Origin of the sequence: Mesorhizobium sp. WSM4311, assembly GCF_002295115.1 — a bacterium.
GTDB lineage: Bacteria > Pseudomonadota > Alphaproteobacteria > Rhizobiales > Rhizobiaceae > Mesorhizobium.
In genome coordinates this window covers 1-15,148 of sequence record NZ_NSFV01000018.1, presented here as the reverse complement: position 1 = coordinate 15,148, position 15,148 = coordinate 1, and the positions used below count along the sequence as shown (strand labels likewise).

The following is a 15,148-nucleotide window of genomic DNA, read 5'->3' as shown; positions in this document are numbered from 1 at the left end:
TGGTGATGATGTCCCAGGCGACAGGTTGACGATCTGACCGTCGGCTATCGAATCCATGTCTCAACGGCATTTCCGCTGTCTCCAGCTGCCCGCCATACTTGGTCCAGAACTCGAGACCCGGGCCCAGGGCCCGTGCTCGCAGCGTTTTGCGGGCCATTTTGGCTGCGGTTCCAATCGAAGGAAACAACGATGCTCAGAGGAAAGACGGCACTGATCACAGGCTCGACCAGCGGCATCGGGCAAGGCATTGCCGAAGCCTTCGCCGCGAAGGGCTGCAATATCGTCTTAAACGGCTTCGGCGATCCCGGCGAGATTGAGTTGCTGCGGGCAAGACTTGCCGCGGACCATGGGGTGCCTGTTCGCTACGACGGTGCGGATATGAGCAGGGGCAGCACAATCACCGCGATGATGGACAAGGCAATCGCCGAGTTCGGCGCGGTCGACATCCTCGTGAACAATGCCGGCATCCAGCATGTCGCGCCTATCGATGACTTTCCGGTCGAGAAATTCGAAGCAGTCGTGGCGATCGATCTGATGTCATCCTTCTACACGATCCGGCGTGCGCTGCAGGCTATGAAAGAACGCAAATGGGGCCGCATCATCAACGTTGCGTCGGCCCACGCCCTTGTCGCCTCGCCCTACAAATCCGCCTATGTCGCCGCCAAGCATGGCATCGCCGGGCTGACCAAGACGGTTGCGCTGGAGGTCGCCGAACAGGGCATCACCGTCAATGCGGTTTGCCCGGGATACGTGCTCACACCGCTGGTCGAAAAGCAGATACCGGATACGGCCAAGGCCCGCGGTATCACCGAGGAGCAGGTGATCAAGGATGTGCTCCTGGCGGCCCAGCCGACCAAGCAGTTCGTCACCGTGGCCGAGGTCGCGGCGCTCTGCCTGTTCCTCGCCTCGACCGATGCGGCCTCGATCACCGGCGCCATCATCCCGATCGAAGGCGGCTGGACGGCCCATTGAACCGGCAACGAGGAGCAAGAACCATGAACAAGATCACCCGAAATCCTCCGATCGCCGAACCTTTGCCGGAGGTCACCCATCCGGCCGATGCTTCCGTTCAGCGGCAAACGGTGTTGGTGCTGCAAGGCGGTGGCGCCCTGGGTGCCTACCAGGCCGGTGTCTACCAGGCGCTCGTCGAAGGCGGGATCGAGCCGGATTGGGTCATCGGCACCTCGATCGGCGCTATCAACGCGGCCTTGATTGCCGGGAACGATCCAACGGTTCGGCTGGCGAGGCTTCAGGAGTTCTGGGAAGGCGTCAGCCGTATCAGCCCTCTCGATGAGTTTTTTCGAATGATGGTGCCAAGCAATGTCTTCGCCAATATGGGCACCGTCATGCGGGGGATACCGGGATTCTTCGAACCGAATCCAGGCGCCATGTTCGGAGTGAACCGCGAAGTGGGCGTCGAGAACGCCTCCTATTACACGACCGATCCGCTCAAGAGGACGCTGAATGACCTGATCGACTTCGATTATCTCAACGGGCGCCATACCCGCCTGACGGTCGGCGCAGTCAACGTCAACACCAGTGAACTCAAATACTTCGACACCCGAGAGATGACCTTGTCGGCAGCGCACATCATGGCGTCGGGCGCCTTGCCGCCGGCCTTTCCGGCGGTCCGTATCGACGGCGAGCCTTACTGGGACGGCGGCATCTATTCGAACACGCCCATCGAGGTCGTGCTCGACGCCCGTCCGCGGCGCGACTCGCTGATCTTTGCCGTCAACATGTGGCAGCCTCGCGCCACCGAGCCCAAATCGATCTGGCAGGTCATGGGCCGGCAAAAGGACCTTCAATACGCCAGCCGGGGCCGGAGCCATGTTGCCCGTCAGGAGCAACTGCATCGTCTGCGGCACGTCGTGCGCGAAATGGGAAAGCTGGTTCCAGAGGAACGGCGCGAGGATCCGATGTTCAAGGAACTTGCTTCCTATGGTTGCCCGTCGGTCATGCACCTTGTGCGGCTGCTTTCGCCACGCCTGGACGGCGAGGACCACACCAAGGACATCGACTTCACGCGCGCCGGCATCCGCACGCGCTGGCAGGCGGGATACGAACATGGCCGGCGCGTCCTCTCGGAGAAGCCGTGGGAATGCGACGTCGACATGCTGCAGGGCATCGTCATCCACGAATCGCAAGAATGATCGGTTCGATCGCGGCGCCGAGAAGAAAGACGGAGAATATTGATGCAGATCGTCACTCCAGGGATGCGGCTGGTTCCGGAAGCTGTGCTTGCCAACAATGCCGCGCTTTTCCGCACGCTACCGGAGACGCCATCTCACGCCGACAGTTCACGGCATCGCGTAGTCATCGTCGGCGGTGGTGCCGGCGGACTCGAATTGGCAACGCGGCTTGGCAGCAAATTCGGCAAGCGGCGGCTGTCCATAACACTTGTCGATCGCAACCGCACACATGTCTGGAAGCCACTTCTGCACGAGGTGGCGTCGGGCACGTTGAACCCGTCGAACGATGCGGTGGAATACATCGCACATGCCAGCACCCACCACTATCGCTTCCGGATCGGCGAAGTCGTCGGCATCGACCGCGCCAAGCGCCAAGTTTTTGTGGCGCCGAGCTTCGACGACGATGGCAGACAGATCATCCCGCCACGCGTGCTAGGCTACGACACGCTGGTGCTGGCCGTGGGCAGCGTCAGCAACGATTTCGGCACGCCAGGAGCGGCGCGTCATGCTATCGCGCTCGATACCGCAGGCCAGGCCACCCGCTTTAACAGGCGCATGGTCGACGCCTGTCTGCGTGCCAATGCGCAATACGAGCAGCTCTCACCGGGCCAGCTCCATTGCATCATCGTTGGCGCCGGAGCCACCGGCATTGAACTGGCCGCCGAGTTGCACAAGTCGATGCGGGAAATCGCCTCGCACAATCTCGACAACATCGATTTCGAGAGGCTGATCCGCATCACCATCGTCGAGGCGGGACCGCGCATCCTGCCGGCTTTGCCGGAACACCTTGCGCGCTCTTCTGCGCAACGGCTTGTAGATCTCGGCGTTCAGATCCGATGCGGCATCAAGGTCACCGAAGTGACAGAAGACGGTATCAAGCTTGGAGAGAAGCTGTTCGTGCCGGCCGAACTCGTCGTGTGGTCCGCCGGGATCAAGGCGCCAGATTTTCTGAAAAGGCTCGATGGCCTCGATACCGATCGCATCAACCGCTTGGTCGTGGATGAGACGCTGCGGGCAAAGGCAGACGAAAATGTGTTTGCGATCGGCGACTGCGCGAGTTGTGTATTGCCAGGCAGCGAGGGCCCCTTGCCGCCGCGCGCCCAGACGGCCCATCAGCAGGCCGATCATATAGTCAAGGTGATCGCGGCACGCCTCGAAGGGCAAGCGGCGCCGGCGTTCCGTTTCCGCGATTACGGTTCTCTCGTTTCACTGGCCGACTACGGCACCTTTGGCAGCCTGGTGGGCGGACTGAAGGTCGAGGGTTTGCTTGCCCGGCTGATGTATCATTCGCTCCACAAGATGCATCTCAAGGCGGTGCACGGGACCTTCAAGACCATGCGGGATACGATCGTGGGTATCCTGTCGCACCGCACCAAACCGCGGGTCAAATTGCATTGAATCTCGGTAGGCCGGGACGGTGAAAAAATATGATGTCGCGATCCTCGGTGGCGGTGGTGCTGGGATGGCTGTGACAGTAGCCACACGCGATGCCTGGCTGCCGCTTTCAGACTTCCGCTTCGGAAGTCAGGAAATCTGCTGTAACGATTCGAGCCGCAATACCGAACGGAAGATGAATCCGGATAGCTTCGATGCACGCAGGGCATCGACTCCATGCAAGAAAAACATGGCCGTCTCCGTGGGGCTTCAATGTTAGGCTGCATGGAAATTGCGAAAGTGCAGAAATGGGCGCCGACGACCAGCCAATGACATTTGAACAGTCCGTCCAGGCTGCCATCGAACTCGATGCACCTCTCAACGAGAGGCTGGCGGTGATCGCGAGCGCAGTGCGCAGACTGAACTCGGAGTTCGCTGACGCGGTTGACCGGCTCGTGGCGCGCCTCAGGGAACAGGGAGCTGGTGCAAGTGCTCCCGCCCCCGGCGATGTCATGCCCGCATTCCTGCTGCCTGATGACGAGGGCAGGCTCGTGAGCCTATCTGAAATCCTTAGCCACGGGCCGGCCGTCATTACGTTTCAGCGCGGACATTGGTGTCCCTATTGCCGCCTGAATGCGATCGGCATCGTCGAAGCCCAACAGGAGATTACGACGCTGCGCGGCCAGGTCGTGGTGATCATGCCGGAGCGGCGCAAATTCGCAAAGGCAATGAAGGCCTCGGTTGGTGCTCAGTTTCCTTTCCTGACGGACATGGACAATGGCTACGCTTTGTCCCTCAACCTCGCGATCTGGGTGGGAGCCGAGATGGAGCGGTTGATGGGCCTCGGCCTCGATCTGCCGAACTATCAGGGCAACAGCAGCTGGTTCCTGCCGATCCCTGCTACTTTCGTCGTTGGAACTGATGGCACCATCACAGATCGGTTCGTCGATCCCGACTACCGTCGGCGGATGGACATCGACGACTTGATCGCGGCGCTCAGGCGGGCTCGCTGACGCCAAACGTCGACCAGTCGGTCGATCGCAGGAGGTTGAGGAGCGTCATGGCCACCTGTGAGCGATGTCGACCGGCGACAGCGTAGACGGCGACGATCCGCGAAACATCCAGATCACGCAGCTTGAGTCGGCGGACGTTGGGCGAGCGGGGTGCAGTTGTGGAGACAAAGCCAACGCCTGCATTGGCTTCCAGCAGCGCCAACAGGTCCTGATCGGTTTCAACCTCATGTGCGGTGCGAGGCGAAATTCCTCTGGCCGAGAGACCGCGCGACAGATCTTCGCTCGTTTCCCAGTCGATCCGACTGAGCACGGGCTCTGCGGCCAACTGGCTCAGCGCGACGTCCGCCTCGTTTCGGCGGGCAAGAGGGTGATCGGAGTTCACGACGAGTTCGATCCCTTCCTGGAAAAGCGGCCATGCGTCGAGCCGATCCCACGCCTGTCCCAACGGACCGGCAACCGCCAGTTCGACCTCGCCGTTCTTGAGGGCGTCGATAACAGCGGTCGGCGAGCCGCGACTAATCTTGAGATGCACTCCGGGGTAGGCCCGGAAAAGCTCGGTGAACGGTGAAACCAGCAGTGCTATGTTGACGCTATTGGAAATGGTGACGTTGAGAGAAGCTACGTCGCTGCTTTGCACGGCCTTGGCGAGGGATTTTGCGGAGGTGGCAGCATCGTAACATTGTTGTAGCAGGGGCAGCATGCGCCGGCCAAGCTCGGTCAAGTGGGAATGCTGGCGCTCGCGCCGAAGCAGCTCCCCGCCCAACTCGTCTTCCAGGGTCTTGATGGCACGCGTCAGGGCCGGCTGCGTGACATTGCACTCTTCCGCTGCTCGGGTGAAATTAAGCGTGTTGGACAGGGCCAGAAAATAGCGGACCTGCTGCATCTCCATGAATTTTCGCCCCCTCAGCGAAATGGCTATCAGCGATGGTGCATATTCGAAGATTAACGCAATAAGTCGTTTTCAGCAAAGTGGCCTGCACCATGGTGCGAATGGCCGCCGGCGGCAAGACAATCAAGACTCTGACAATCTAGAGTCATGACGAACCGAGCGATCTGCTTAGCCAATCGGCAAACCCTCTTGCCCGTTTGCTCGGCTGGCGCCCGGCCGGGAACAGGACATGGATGGGGATGGTCGGTAGCGGAAACTCCGGCAGCAGCCGGCGAAGGCGGCCGTCCGAGAGTTCGGCATTGAACATCCAGCCGGAACCGAAGGCCACGCCAAGCCCGGCCAGCACGCAGGCGGTGACGCCGGCTGAACTCGATACCCGGATGCGCGGGCTTTCCGGCAGAGTAAAGTTGGCCTCCGGGCCGATCAGTTCTTGAAAAGTAGCGCCGGTGCTGTCGGAGGGGCCGAAGATGACCTCGTGCTGAACCAGATCGCCAGGGCTTTGCGGCAAACCGCGCCGTGCAATGTAGTCCGGTGAGGCCACGAGCAGTCGCGGCGTCTGCCCGACCTTGCGCACCATCAGGCTGGAGCTGTCGAGTAGACCGAGCCTGACCGCGACATCGGCGCCTTCTTCGACAAGGCTTCGCCTGCGATCGTCCATCATAAGTTCAATGGAGAGGTTGGGATGCTCGGCAAGAAGGCCGGGCAGCCGCGGAATGAGCGCGCGCACGGCGAAAGTGACGGACAGCTCGACGCGCAGCAGCCCGCGCAACTCCTCATTCCCGGCCGCGGTATCGGCCGCCGCCCCAAGCTCGGCAAGCAGCGGCCGGACCTGTCCAAGATAACCATGCCCCGCCTCGGTCAGCCCGACCTTCCGGCTGGTGCGGACGAGGAGGCGGGCGCCGATGCGCCCCTCCAGATCGTTCAGAATCCGCGACACTGAGGGCTGCGACAGCCCGATTTCGCGGGCGACCTGTGAAAGGTTGCCACGCTCCGCCACCCGAACAAACACTTCAAGTTCCTGGAGCCGGTCAGCCATCCATTTTCCGAATGATTGCTATCCTTTCCGGCAGGCTACCCCTGTTTTGGGAAATAGGCGAGGACGTTTCCGCCGCTGTGAGAGCGGTGAGAAATCTTCGGAGTAATTCCATGTCGCTTCAAGACAAGCTTGATGCCTTCAAGGCCGACTTTGAGAGCAAGAAGGCGCCCAGACAGGCGGTCGAGATCATGCATCGCGCCACCGCCGAGCTTCTCGCTTCCGGTCAGGCCGCCCGCGCCTTGGGGGTCGGTGCTGTCGCGCCGACCTTCACATTGATGGAGGCTGACGGCGGCCTCGTTTCGTCGGCCGACCTGCTGGCGCTCGGTCCGCTGGTGCTCAGCTTCTACCGCGGTGTCTGGTGCCCCTATTGCAACATCGAACTTGGCGCACTGGAGGAAACCTGGCCGGCAATCAACGCCACCGGCGCGCAACTGGTCTCCATCTCCCCACAATCACCGGCGAACGGTCGCAAGGCCAAGCGCGACAAGCAGGTAACGTTCCCGATGCTGAGCGATCCGAACGGCGAGGTCGCCAGCAACTTTGGCCTGCGCTTCCGCCTGCCCGACGATCTGATCGCGCTCTACAAGAGCTTCGGCGTCGATCTGCCTGCCATCAACGAAGACCCGTCATGGACCTTGCCGATGCCGGCGCGGTTCGTGATCAGGCGCGATGGCATCATCGTCTACGCGGAGGTGAGCCCGGACTACACAATCCGACCCGACCCGGCCGGTCTGCTTCCGCTGCTGAAGCGGTTGCAAAACGTCGTCACCGTCTGAGACCGCCAGATGGAACCCATGGCAGCCACAAACCCGGTCGGCATTGGCGCCGGCCGGCGCTGGTCGATGCTGGCGGTGATCTGCGCCGGCGCCTTCCTGCCCATGACTGCCTGGTTCTCGGCTACCGCGATCGCGCCGCAGCTGACGCAAGTCTGGGGGTTGTCGCCGGCGCAAGGCGCCTGGATCACAGGCGCCGTGCAGGTCGGCTTCGCGGTTGGCGCGCTCGCCTCCAGCATTGCTGGCCTGCTGGACATCGTCTCGCTTCGCAAGGTGATCGGCATCAGTGCCCTGATCACCGCGATTGCCAATCTCTGCCTGCTGGTCACCCCGTCCGTCGGCTTGCTGCTGCTTGCCCGCTTCGCCACCGGCGCGGCCCTGGCAGGTGTCTATCCACCGGCGCTCAAACTGGTTTCGACCTGGTTCCGCCGCGGGCGCGGCGTGGCACTGGGTGCCTTGCTCGCGGCGCTGACGCTAGGATCGGCGTTTCCGCATCTGCTGTCCGCATTTGCGACCGATGTCTCCTGGCAGGATGTCATCATCGCGACCTCGCTCGCTGCATTGGCAGGCGCAATCCTGATCCTGTGTCTTGGCAGTGAAGGCCCTTATCCCTTCGCCAAATCTACCTTCGACCGCCGCCATATCCGGGCGGTCCTGCAGAACCGCCCGCTGGCTCTCGCCAATCTCGGCTATCTCGGACACATGTGGGAGCTCTACGCCATGTGGGGCTGGATGCTGGCCTATATCAGGGCGGGAAGCCCCGGCCTAGGCACCGATGGCCCAAGGATGGCGTCCCTGCTTGCCTTCCTTGTCGTCGCGTCTGGCGGGATCGGCTCGATCCTGGGCGGGATTGTCGCCGACCGCATCGGCCGCACGGCAACAGCAGCAATGATGATGACGCTTTCGGGATTTTGCGCGCTGACGATCGGCCTCGCCTTCGACGGGCCGCTTTGGCTGTTCATCGCCATCGCCATTCTCTGGGGGATGACCGTCATCGGCGATTCCGCGCAGTTTTCCGCAATGACCACCGAATTGAGCGACCCGCGCTATGTCGGCACGGCACTCTCGTTGCAGTTGAGCGTCGGCATCGCGCTCACCTTTGTCTCGATCCACCTGACTTCATCGGTGGCGGAGGTTTTCGGCTGGCGCTGGAGCTTCCTGATCCTCGCGCCTGGCCCGCTGCTTGGCGTTGTCGCAATGGTAGCGCTGCGGCGGATGCCGGCTGCGCGACTAATAGCGCATGGACTGATGTAAAGGTTTCAGCGGGTGCTGACCTTAATACGGCACCGGAGGTGTCTTTCGGGGTCATCTTGTCGGTCGTCACAATGTTACAAACTATTGACGTAAGATATTGATTTATATAGAGGTATTCAGAATTCAATCCTCTCTCGCAGCACCAGTTCCCCTGAATTGACCCGCTTTGCCGCCCCGGCTGTCGTCAGCTGTGGAGATGCGTCAGTTCGAACCCGGCTTCATCCTGCGCGTCGGACAGGTGTTGTTCGGCCGACCGGAACATGTCCGAGAACTCCATTTCCTTCTCCAGCATCACGCCGCCGACCTTGATGGTGAGGACATCCTCGGTGCCTTTTGGCGCGAAATAGACTTGCGCGATACGGGTGCGGATGCGTTCGCCGATCTCCTTGGCCTCCGATTCGGTCGCGCCAGCGAGGAAAACCCCGAACATCGAGGCCCCGATGCGTCCGATCAGGTCCTCCTCGCGCACCGACGACTGGATGGTCGAGACGATGAGCCGCAAGGCCTCGTCGCCCCATTCAAGGCCGAAGCGCATGTTGATGGATCGAAGGTGTTCGGGGTGGATGATCAGGAAGGCGCCCGAGCGCGGTCCTGGCCCCGATCGCCTGGCTGCACGTCGCTCGACCATCGACGTGAAAACCGGCCCGTTCAGGCAGCCCGTCAGCCTGTCATACGTCCCGGACCTGTTGAGTTCCTGCCGGTAGCGGTGGATCTCGACCCGGTTCCAGCCGATCAGCGCGAAAAGCGGCAGGCCGATGATGACCGGCAGCAGTCCCGCGGTGATCATGCTGCGGGCGAATGGCGTCAGCGCGTCGCTGAACAGGAGGAGGTAGTTGAGGCCAAGGGAAAGGCCGAGGCTTCCGGCGGTCCCTAGCAATGTCAGCCACGCGACCTGCTTCCAGGGCTGGGCAGTGGTGGTCGCCATCGGTCTCGTCATTGGCCAATCTCCTGTCAGGTCGGCTGGTATAAGGCCTGCCTGCCGTAATTTCGGTTTCGCCGAACTGTACAATTTGATGGAAAAAGGCCGAATGGTGTTTTTCCATACCGGGGACGAAGCCGGTCTGCGAAAAACCCTGCATTTTGACGATCAAACTCTGCCTATTGCGGCGGTCCGAAGATACCCATTCCGGCATTCCTGGCAATTGTTTCCGCCTTGCCATAGATACCGCCGGGCAGCGCCATCGCCCAGCCGTTGGACACCAGCCAGGCGCCGACATCCTGCTTGCCCAGACGGCACGGCGCGGCGATGGCGAAGCGCTCGGTTCCCGGCGGCAGGAAACAGTTCAGCGCGCGCCCCCGCAGCCAGGCATTGAAGGCCGCGCGGGCCTGCTGGCCGCAGGGCCAGGCCTCGTCGCGAAACGAACAGGTCTGGTCCACGCCGATGTCCTGAGCCCCGCTGATGACCACCTTCCACCCCATCGATTCGAAAACCGCCGACGACGTTGCAATCGGACGGTAGAGCAGGGTTTCATGCCAGTCCTGCGGCATGGGCGTTTTGGGGCGGACGGCTAGGCCGAGTTCTCCGAGCGGCGGCCGGGCTTCGACCCGCTCGATTTCCGACACGTCGACCGGCGGGGGAGCGATAAGGCCCTCGGCAATACGCCGCGCCGGTTCCCGCAACTGTCCGTCGGGAATGGCCGCGGCCGTCGGGGTTGCTTGCTTGCCGGCAATTTCCAGGGACGGCGCACGGGCAGGCCGGCCGAGAGAAAGCAAGGCTCCGGCCTGCATGATCAGGACAATTCCGAGCATTAGCTCGAGGCCCCCGATCGCGATCACCAGGCGGGCATGCCGGCCCATCAGGCCGGCGCGGCGTTCACGCAAGGTCCCGCCGGCGGCCGGTCAGAAGCCCGACGTCGATTTGGCAACCAGTTTGAGCGCACCCTTTTCTATCCGATAGAATGGCATCGATCTTTGGCTGGAACCGTCAGCGCGAAAGCGGAACAAACCCGTCGATCCGCGAAACCCGTTCGGGTTTTCGAGGGTCTGTTTGCTGAAGCCGTCGGGTCCGACCGCGCTGGCAATTCCTGCGGTCAGGGCAACCATATCATAGGCATAGGCCACATTGACGTCGGCCGGGTAGTTGTATGTCGTCCTGAAGCGGTCGGCGATCGGTCCGGTTTCGCCTGGATCGAGCGTGGCGATGTATGCCCCCTCGAACAGTGGATCCATCGGGCGCTCCAGCCAACGGTCGGTTCCGACGACTGAAACCGCTTTCCCCGGAATGCCCTTTGATTTCAGGGCGGCAAGGACGGGCGCGGGGCTGGCATCGCCGCTGGCAATAATGACAGCGTCGGGAGCGTCGACGAGTGAGCCCATCTGGTCGACAGCCTTGCTGCTCCCGTCGCCGGCCGGATAGGGCAGGGTGACCGCGAGCGTCGCGCCATAGATGCTGAGGCCGTTCGCCACCCGCTTCTCCACGGCGCTGGCGTTCGAGCCTTCCGCGACAAGCAACACGAACTTCTTGCGGCCTTTCGCGGCGAGCCCCGCGGCACCCGCCGCGGCGCTGTCGGCTTCGCTGAGGCGCACGGCATAAACCCCGGCGCTGCCGGCGAAATTGTCGGCAAGCGCCAGAACCGGGGGGCGCGTCGAGCCGGACAGCGTGGCAATATGCTGGGCCGCCGGCAGTTCGGTCGGGCCGATGACGACCTTGGATCCCGTCGTGATGGCTTGCACGGCCAATTTGCCGGCCTGCGCGCTGTCGCCTTTCGTGTCTTCTATCGTCAGCGTCAGCAACCCATTGCCGATATCCGTCATCGCCAGCTTGGCGCCGTCGAGCATCTTGCGCCCGGTTTCCCCTGACGGGCCGGGAGCGGACAAGGGCAGCAGCATCGTGACTTTGGCCGAACCGGTGCCGAGCGACTGGCTCGCCCGGGCCGGAGCGGCGCCGGCGGCGCCATTCTGTCCCGCGGGCGCGGCGACGGCGGCCGGATCGAGCACTTCGGAAACGCCGCCTTTCGACTGGCAGCCCGACAACGGCATGGTGAGCGCCAGGGCGATTGCCCAGATCCGCGGACTGCGGCCCTGCCGGACAGCTTCCATGATTGCTCCACTCGTCTGCCGCCGGATATTGCCCGGTCTGGTCCTCAATTCATGTTACGGCGGACTTGCCGCGCCGTCTTGCTGTTCTTTAATCGGCGAAAGCCGGGAGTCGGCGCCTTGACGCGCCTGGCGGCGCGATAGTCGGTAGCATTTCATCTGTCGTGGCCCGGGTACGAACACGCCGCGCACGCAATCGGCACCGGCCCAGCCAGTTGGCGCCGGCCTGCGCGGCGGACAGATCAAGGCTGGACAGGGCGATCGTTGCGGCGATCGCCGATGAAATTGATCCGTCCGATGTCATGATGGCCAACAGGCGCGGCCCATCCGGTCAGTGCATGTACTCGACCATGCGATCGTGGAAACACTCGCATTTGTTGAGCGTGTCTTCGTCTTTGTAGTTCGTCTTCAGATAGCCATAGGCCATGCCGCAGGCGACCTTGGCTTCCGAAGCCCAGACGAAGGCAGGCCGGGATGAGTTGATCCATTCCGGGCTCTTGGCGACCGCAACCGATTCGTCCATCAGCTTCACCACCTGCTGCTTGAGGTCGACGATATTGTCGTTCAACACCAGGTTGGACGTGCCGACGGTGCGGCAATAGTCGCCTACAGGTCCCTCGATGATGTCCGCGGCTTCAAGCCCGGTCGCAACAATCGACAGCAGCCCGGCCCCGAAAGCCACACGCAAAATTCTGTTCATGCTCATCCACCTCGTCCCTTTCGCCCCTTAGGCCACGTCCGTCTTGGTGCCGTGGCTGTCATCGTAGAGTATTTTCACCGCTTCCGCAGCACTGTGGAACGTATAGTTCTCCAGCACGGCGACCGTATGGTAGTTGTCGCCATCGCCATTCGTGTCGACCTTGACTTCGGCATTCGCCGCATTGGCCAAGGACTGCGAGATCTCCACAAAGCCGCCGGCTTCGAGATCGGTGACGCCGGCCAGACCTTTCAGCAGCGAGGAGAGATCGATCTTGTCGCCGTTGGCGCCGTCGTGGAAGTCGGCGATCAGATCGGCGACTTCGAGCGATCCGATAGCGAATGTCCGGGTACCATCGGAGGCCACCGATGGCTGCGCCGGGGCAACCAGCGATGTATCGAGTTCCACCTCTATATAGTTGCCGCTCGTGCCGTCGGTCATCTGGAACGTGCCGTTGCCGGTCAAGGCCTGCCCGTCGATTTCGCCGACAGCCGGATGCGCTGCGGTGCTGATGGAGGCAACACCATTGTCGGCAAGGCTTGACAGTTCTCCGGCGTCGCTGGTGCCGTTGGCGTTGGCGTCCTTCCAGATCAGCAGGCTGCTGAACGCCGCGTCGTTGTGATCGATGACGCCATCATGGTTGCTGTCGAGCGAAGTCAGTGCGGCAGCCCCGCTGGCGAAATGGCCGCCGCCGAAGTTCGGCGTGAACAGCTCGGTGCCGTCATTGATCTTGCCGTCGTGGTTGAGGTCGACCGCCAGCATGCCGTCCTTCGACGTGTTCCAGGCCAGTTGTTCCTTGGTGCCGTCGCCGTTCATGTCGAACTGAACACCGTGGCTGACATCGGAGAAGGTAAAGCCATTGTGGTTCAAGTCGAGGATAACGGGATCGACCGATCCACCGATCAACGTGTTCAGGTTCGCTACGGTGACGCCCTGGAGATCGACCAGCGCTCCGACGCCGGCGCTGGCGGTTGTCTGGGTATAGACGTAGGTGTGATTCACCCCGGAGATCGTTGCCGTGAATGCGAGCGTCGCCCCTGCATTGCCGATGTCCGTGCCCATGAGATACTGGACCGCCGCGGCCACGCCCGATGTTGTGGCGATCGCCAAGGGCGAGGCGCCGGCATCGGTCCCGAAGAAACTGGCGATGCCGTTCGTGACCGAATGGGACTCAACCGTGTCTCCGCCGATCGTCAGGACGGAATCTCCTGCCCCGTCGATGAGGCCGGCAGTGGCCGCCACCAGCGTACCGGGCAGGGTCAATTTGTCGGTCCCGGCGACGAAGTCGGTGATGATGTCATAGCCGGAGATCGTGCCGCTATTGCCGGATCCGCCGATGACGGGCGTCGAGTCGCCGGTCCCGATGATGAAGGTGTCGGCGCCGGCTCCGCCGGTCATCGTGTCCCCGCCCGCGAGGCCGTTGATGGTGTCGCTACCGGACGTCCCTGTTATGGCATCGTCGCCTGCCGTCCCATTGATCGGAGTGCCTGCCGGGTGTTCGCCCAGAGCGGTGATCGACAGCGTTTGACTGGCGGAATGATCGCCGTCCCCGTCCACGCCTGACACGGAGAAATTGAACGTCTGGTCTGAAGGCAGGATAAGCTTCGAATAGCCGAAATTGTCGAATTTGGCTTTGCCTTCCGTGACAGTGAACGTGATGGAGGTGAAATCGCCTGTCGGATCGATGGTGAGCAAGCCGTCCACGCTGGTCGTGGCGGTACCCGACTGCCCGGTATTCGTTGTCCAGGTCATCGTGAAAGCACCGGCGGCCTCATGCTCCACGAAGAAGTTTAGCTTGTCGATTGCTGTTGCGAAGTTGACCTGAAATTGCTCTCCCACATCCAGGTTTCCATTTTGGACGCCAAAGCCATTGCTTGTCGGCTTCAGTTCTTCGGTGCTGCCGATGCTGCCGTTGTTGTTGGTATCAACCGCCTTGAAGGTAGCATCTCCCAGTGTGAACTGTATGGTACTAGCACCGCCAGACACGCCGCTGAAATCGAATGTCTGATTGGCAACGGGGCGAGATTCGATCAAAGTAAACTTATAGGTTCCATCAGCATTGATCTTCAGATCGAAGAAATTCGATCCTCCTGCCTGCGCGATGAGATCCGCAGAGCCATCAGCATTGTGGACGACAGGCAGATATGTCAGTCCGCTGATGTTGGTTAGCGGCGTGATCTCGATCGACTGCTCGCCATCGGCACCGAAGGCAAGGTTGTGCGTGCCAACCACAACGTTGTTGTCTTGATTGGCGACGATACCATTCGTGATGTGCGTGAAGGTCGGTGTGTCGTCGTTCACCTGCACTGTAAGCGAGCCGGTTGCCGCATCGGAGTCACCATCCGTGACCGTGAAGCCGATCGTCACATTCATGGTCTCTTCCGTCGTGCCGACGGTGGGGTGCACCAGCGGTTCCGACAGAGTGAAGGCGTAGGAACCGTCTGGCGCAACGTCGAGCACGAACACTGTGCTGCCTGAGATCACACCGGTCGCGGTGAGAATCGTGTGCCCGGCATTCGTCGTCGTAGCGTATTGCACTCCCTCCTGTGCGGCGAGCCCGCTTGGGGTCTTGTAGATCGCCATTACATTGGGGCCGGCAAAGCTGAGTGCTTTCAGGCCGTCCGCGCCCACCGTAAACAGCGACCCCGCGCCGCCCGACAAGACTTTCGCGTCGGCGACATCGCTCGTCCCTCCCGGATTGCCGGTAAACAGCGTCTGTGCATCGTCGTCCAGTACGGGGGTTGCCGTCACGACTTTCGCAACCGGTATGTCGTCGTCGACTGTCACGGTCAGCGTGCCGGTCGCGGCCGTTGCAGCCGTGTCGTCGGCGTCATAGACCTTGTAGCTCAGATTGAAGGCGAGATTGTCCTCGGTGCCCGCGATC

At 61.9% G+C, this 15,148-nt stretch carries 14 protein-coding genes; 7 read left to right on the top strand and 7 right to left on the bottom strand.

Annotation, left to right across the window (positions count from 1 at the left end):
* Positions 1-189 precede the first annotated feature (189 nt).
* The 5 genes from CK226_RS30350 to CK226_RS30335 are packed head-to-tail and all read left to right on the top strand — an operon-like array spanning position 190 to position 4,579.
* Positions 190-972 (top strand): 3-hydroxybutyrate dehydrogenase, encoded by a 783-nt coding sequence (locus CK226_RS30350; RefSeq protein ID WP_095775301.1) that lies wholly within the window; start codon positions 190-192, stop codon positions 970-972.
* Positions 973-995: 23 nt separating this feature from the next.
* Positions 996-2,153: a patatin-like phospholipase family protein gene (locus CK226_RS30345; RefSeq protein WP_095793792.1), complete on the top strand. Its 1,158-nt coding sequence runs from the start codon at positions 996-998 to the stop codon at positions 2,151-2,153.
* A 42-nt stretch (positions 2,154-2,195) separates the two neighbouring features.
* The gene (locus CK226_RS30340) at positions 2,196-3,590 is read left to right on the top strand and encodes an NAD(P)/FAD-dependent oxidoreductase (protein ID WP_095793791.1); all 1,395 of its coding nucleotides are present in this window, start codon (positions 2,196-2,198) and stop codon (positions 3,588-3,590) included.
* Positions 3,591-3,609: 19 nt separating this feature from the next.
* Entirely contained in the window at positions 3,610-3,846 is a 237-nt protein-coding gene (locus CK226_RS34605) for a hypothetical protein (protein WP_142877456.1), read from the top strand.
* Between the two features lie 28 nt (positions 3,847-3,874).
* Complete coding sequence (locus CK226_RS30335; protein WP_095793790.1) at positions 3,875-4,579, top strand: peroxiredoxin-like family protein; 705 nt, start codon at positions 3,875-3,877, stop codon at positions 4,577-4,579.
* On the opposite strand, the gene CK226_RS30330 is transcribed toward CK226_RS30335, so the two are convergent.
* Both CK226_RS30330 and CK226_RS30325 read right to left on the bottom strand, forming a co-directional pair.
* Positions 4,563-5,468, bottom strand: coding sequence for a LysR family transcriptional regulator (locus CK226_RS30330; RefSeq protein WP_095775305.1), 906 nt, complete (start codon positions 5,466-5,468; stop codon positions 4,563-4,565). The genes CK226_RS30335 and CK226_RS30330 overlap by 17 nt on opposite strands.
* A gap of 145 nt (positions 5,469-5,613) precedes the next feature.
* On the bottom strand, positions 5,614-6,504 hold the full coding sequence (locus tag CK226_RS30325; protein WP_095775306.1) for a LysR family transcriptional regulator: 891 nt from the start codon (positions 6,502-6,504) through the stop codon (positions 5,614-5,616).
* 110 nt (positions 6,505-6,614) lie between these two features.
* Between CK226_RS30325 and CK226_RS30320 the strand changes: the two genes are divergently transcribed.
* Positions 6,615-7,280 carry a peroxiredoxin-like family protein gene (locus CK226_RS30320; RefSeq protein ID WP_095793789.1) on the top strand — a complete coding sequence of 222 codons (666 nt, stop codon included), beginning with the start codon at positions 6,615-6,617 and terminating at the stop codon, positions 7,278-7,280.
* Positions 7,281-7,298: 18 nt separating this feature from the next.
* Entirely contained in the window at positions 7,299-8,531 is a 1,233-nt protein-coding gene (locus CK226_RS30315) for an MFS transporter (protein WP_095793842.1), read from the top strand.
* A gap of 184 nt (positions 8,532-8,715) precedes the next feature.
* Here the strand turns inward: CK226_RS30315 and CK226_RS30310 are convergent, their stop codons facing one another.
* The 5 genes from CK226_RS30310 to CK226_RS30290 all read right to left on the bottom strand — a co-directional run.
* Positions 8,716-9,468 (bottom strand): GGDEF domain-containing protein, encoded by a 753-nt coding sequence (locus CK226_RS30310; RefSeq protein ID WP_245437898.1) that lies wholly within the window; start codon positions 9,466-9,468, stop codon positions 8,716-8,718.
* A 161-nt stretch (positions 9,469-9,629) separates the two neighbouring features.
* Entirely contained in the window at positions 9,630-10,352 is a 723-nt protein-coding gene (locus tag CK226_RS30305) for a thermonuclease family protein (RefSeq protein ID WP_245437897.1), read from the bottom strand.
* A gap of 18 nt (positions 10,353-10,370) precedes the next feature.
* Positions 10,371-11,570, bottom strand: coding sequence for an ABC transporter substrate-binding protein (locus tag CK226_RS30300; protein ID WP_095793787.1), 1,200 nt, complete (start codon positions 11,568-11,570; stop codon positions 10,371-10,373).
* Between the two features lie 328 nt (positions 11,571-11,898).
* The gene (locus tag CK226_RS30295; RefSeq protein ID WP_245318312.1) at positions 11,899-12,267 is read right to left on the bottom strand and encodes a hypothetical protein; all 369 of its coding nucleotides are present in this window, start codon (positions 12,265-12,267) and stop codon (positions 11,899-11,901) included.
* A 27-nt stretch (positions 12,268-12,294) separates the two neighbouring features.
* The coding region (locus CK226_RS30290) for a type I secretion C-terminal target domain-containing protein (RefSeq protein WP_143750391.1) at positions 12,295-15,148 on the bottom strand (2,854 nt) is incomplete at its 5' end.

Excerpts from the sequence above, each read along its gene's own strand:
- CK226_RS30350 (WP_095775301.1), top strand. The coding sequence starts at position 190 with ATGCTCAGAGGAAAGACGGCACTGATCACAGGCTCGACCAGCGGCATC.
- CK226_RS30345 (WP_095793792.1), top strand. The coding sequence starts at position 996 with ATGAACAAGATCACCCGAAATCCTCCGATCGCCGAACCTTTGCCGGAG.
- CK226_RS30340 (WP_095793791.1), top strand. The coding sequence starts at position 2,196 with ATGCAGATCGTCACTCCAGGGATGCGGCTGGTTCCGGAAGCTGTGCTT.
- CK226_RS30335 (WP_095793790.1), top strand. The coding sequence starts at position 3,875 with ATGGGCGCCGACGACCAGCCAATGACATTTGAACAGTCCGTCCAGGCT.
- CK226_RS30330 (WP_095775305.1), bottom strand. The coding sequence starts at position 5,468 with ATGGAGATGCAGCAGGTCCGCTATTTTCTGGCCCTGTCCAACACGCTT.
- CK226_RS30325 (WP_095775306.1), bottom strand. The coding sequence starts at position 6,504 with ATGGCTGACCGGCTCCAGGAACTTGAAGTGTTTGTTCGGGTGGCGGAG.
- CK226_RS30320 (WP_095793789.1), top strand. The coding sequence starts at position 6,615 with ATGTCGCTTCAAGACAAGCTTGATGCCTTCAAGGCCGACTTTGAGAGC.
- CK226_RS30315 (WP_095793842.1), top strand. The coding sequence starts at position 7,299 with ATGGCAGCCACAAACCCGGTCGGCATTGGCGCCGGCCGGCGCTGGTCG.
- CK226_RS30310 (WP_245437898.1), bottom strand. The coding sequence starts at position 9,468 with ATGACGAGACCGATGGCGACCACCACTGCCCAGCCCTGGAAGCAGGTC.
- CK226_RS30300 (WP_095793787.1), bottom strand. The coding sequence starts at position 11,570 with ATGGAAGCTGTCCGGCAGGGCCGCAGTCCGCGGATCTGGGCAATCGCC.
- CK226_RS30295 (WP_245318312.1), bottom strand. The coding sequence starts at position 12,267 with ATGAACAGAATTTTGCGTGTGGCTTTCGGGGCCGGGCTGCTGTCGATT.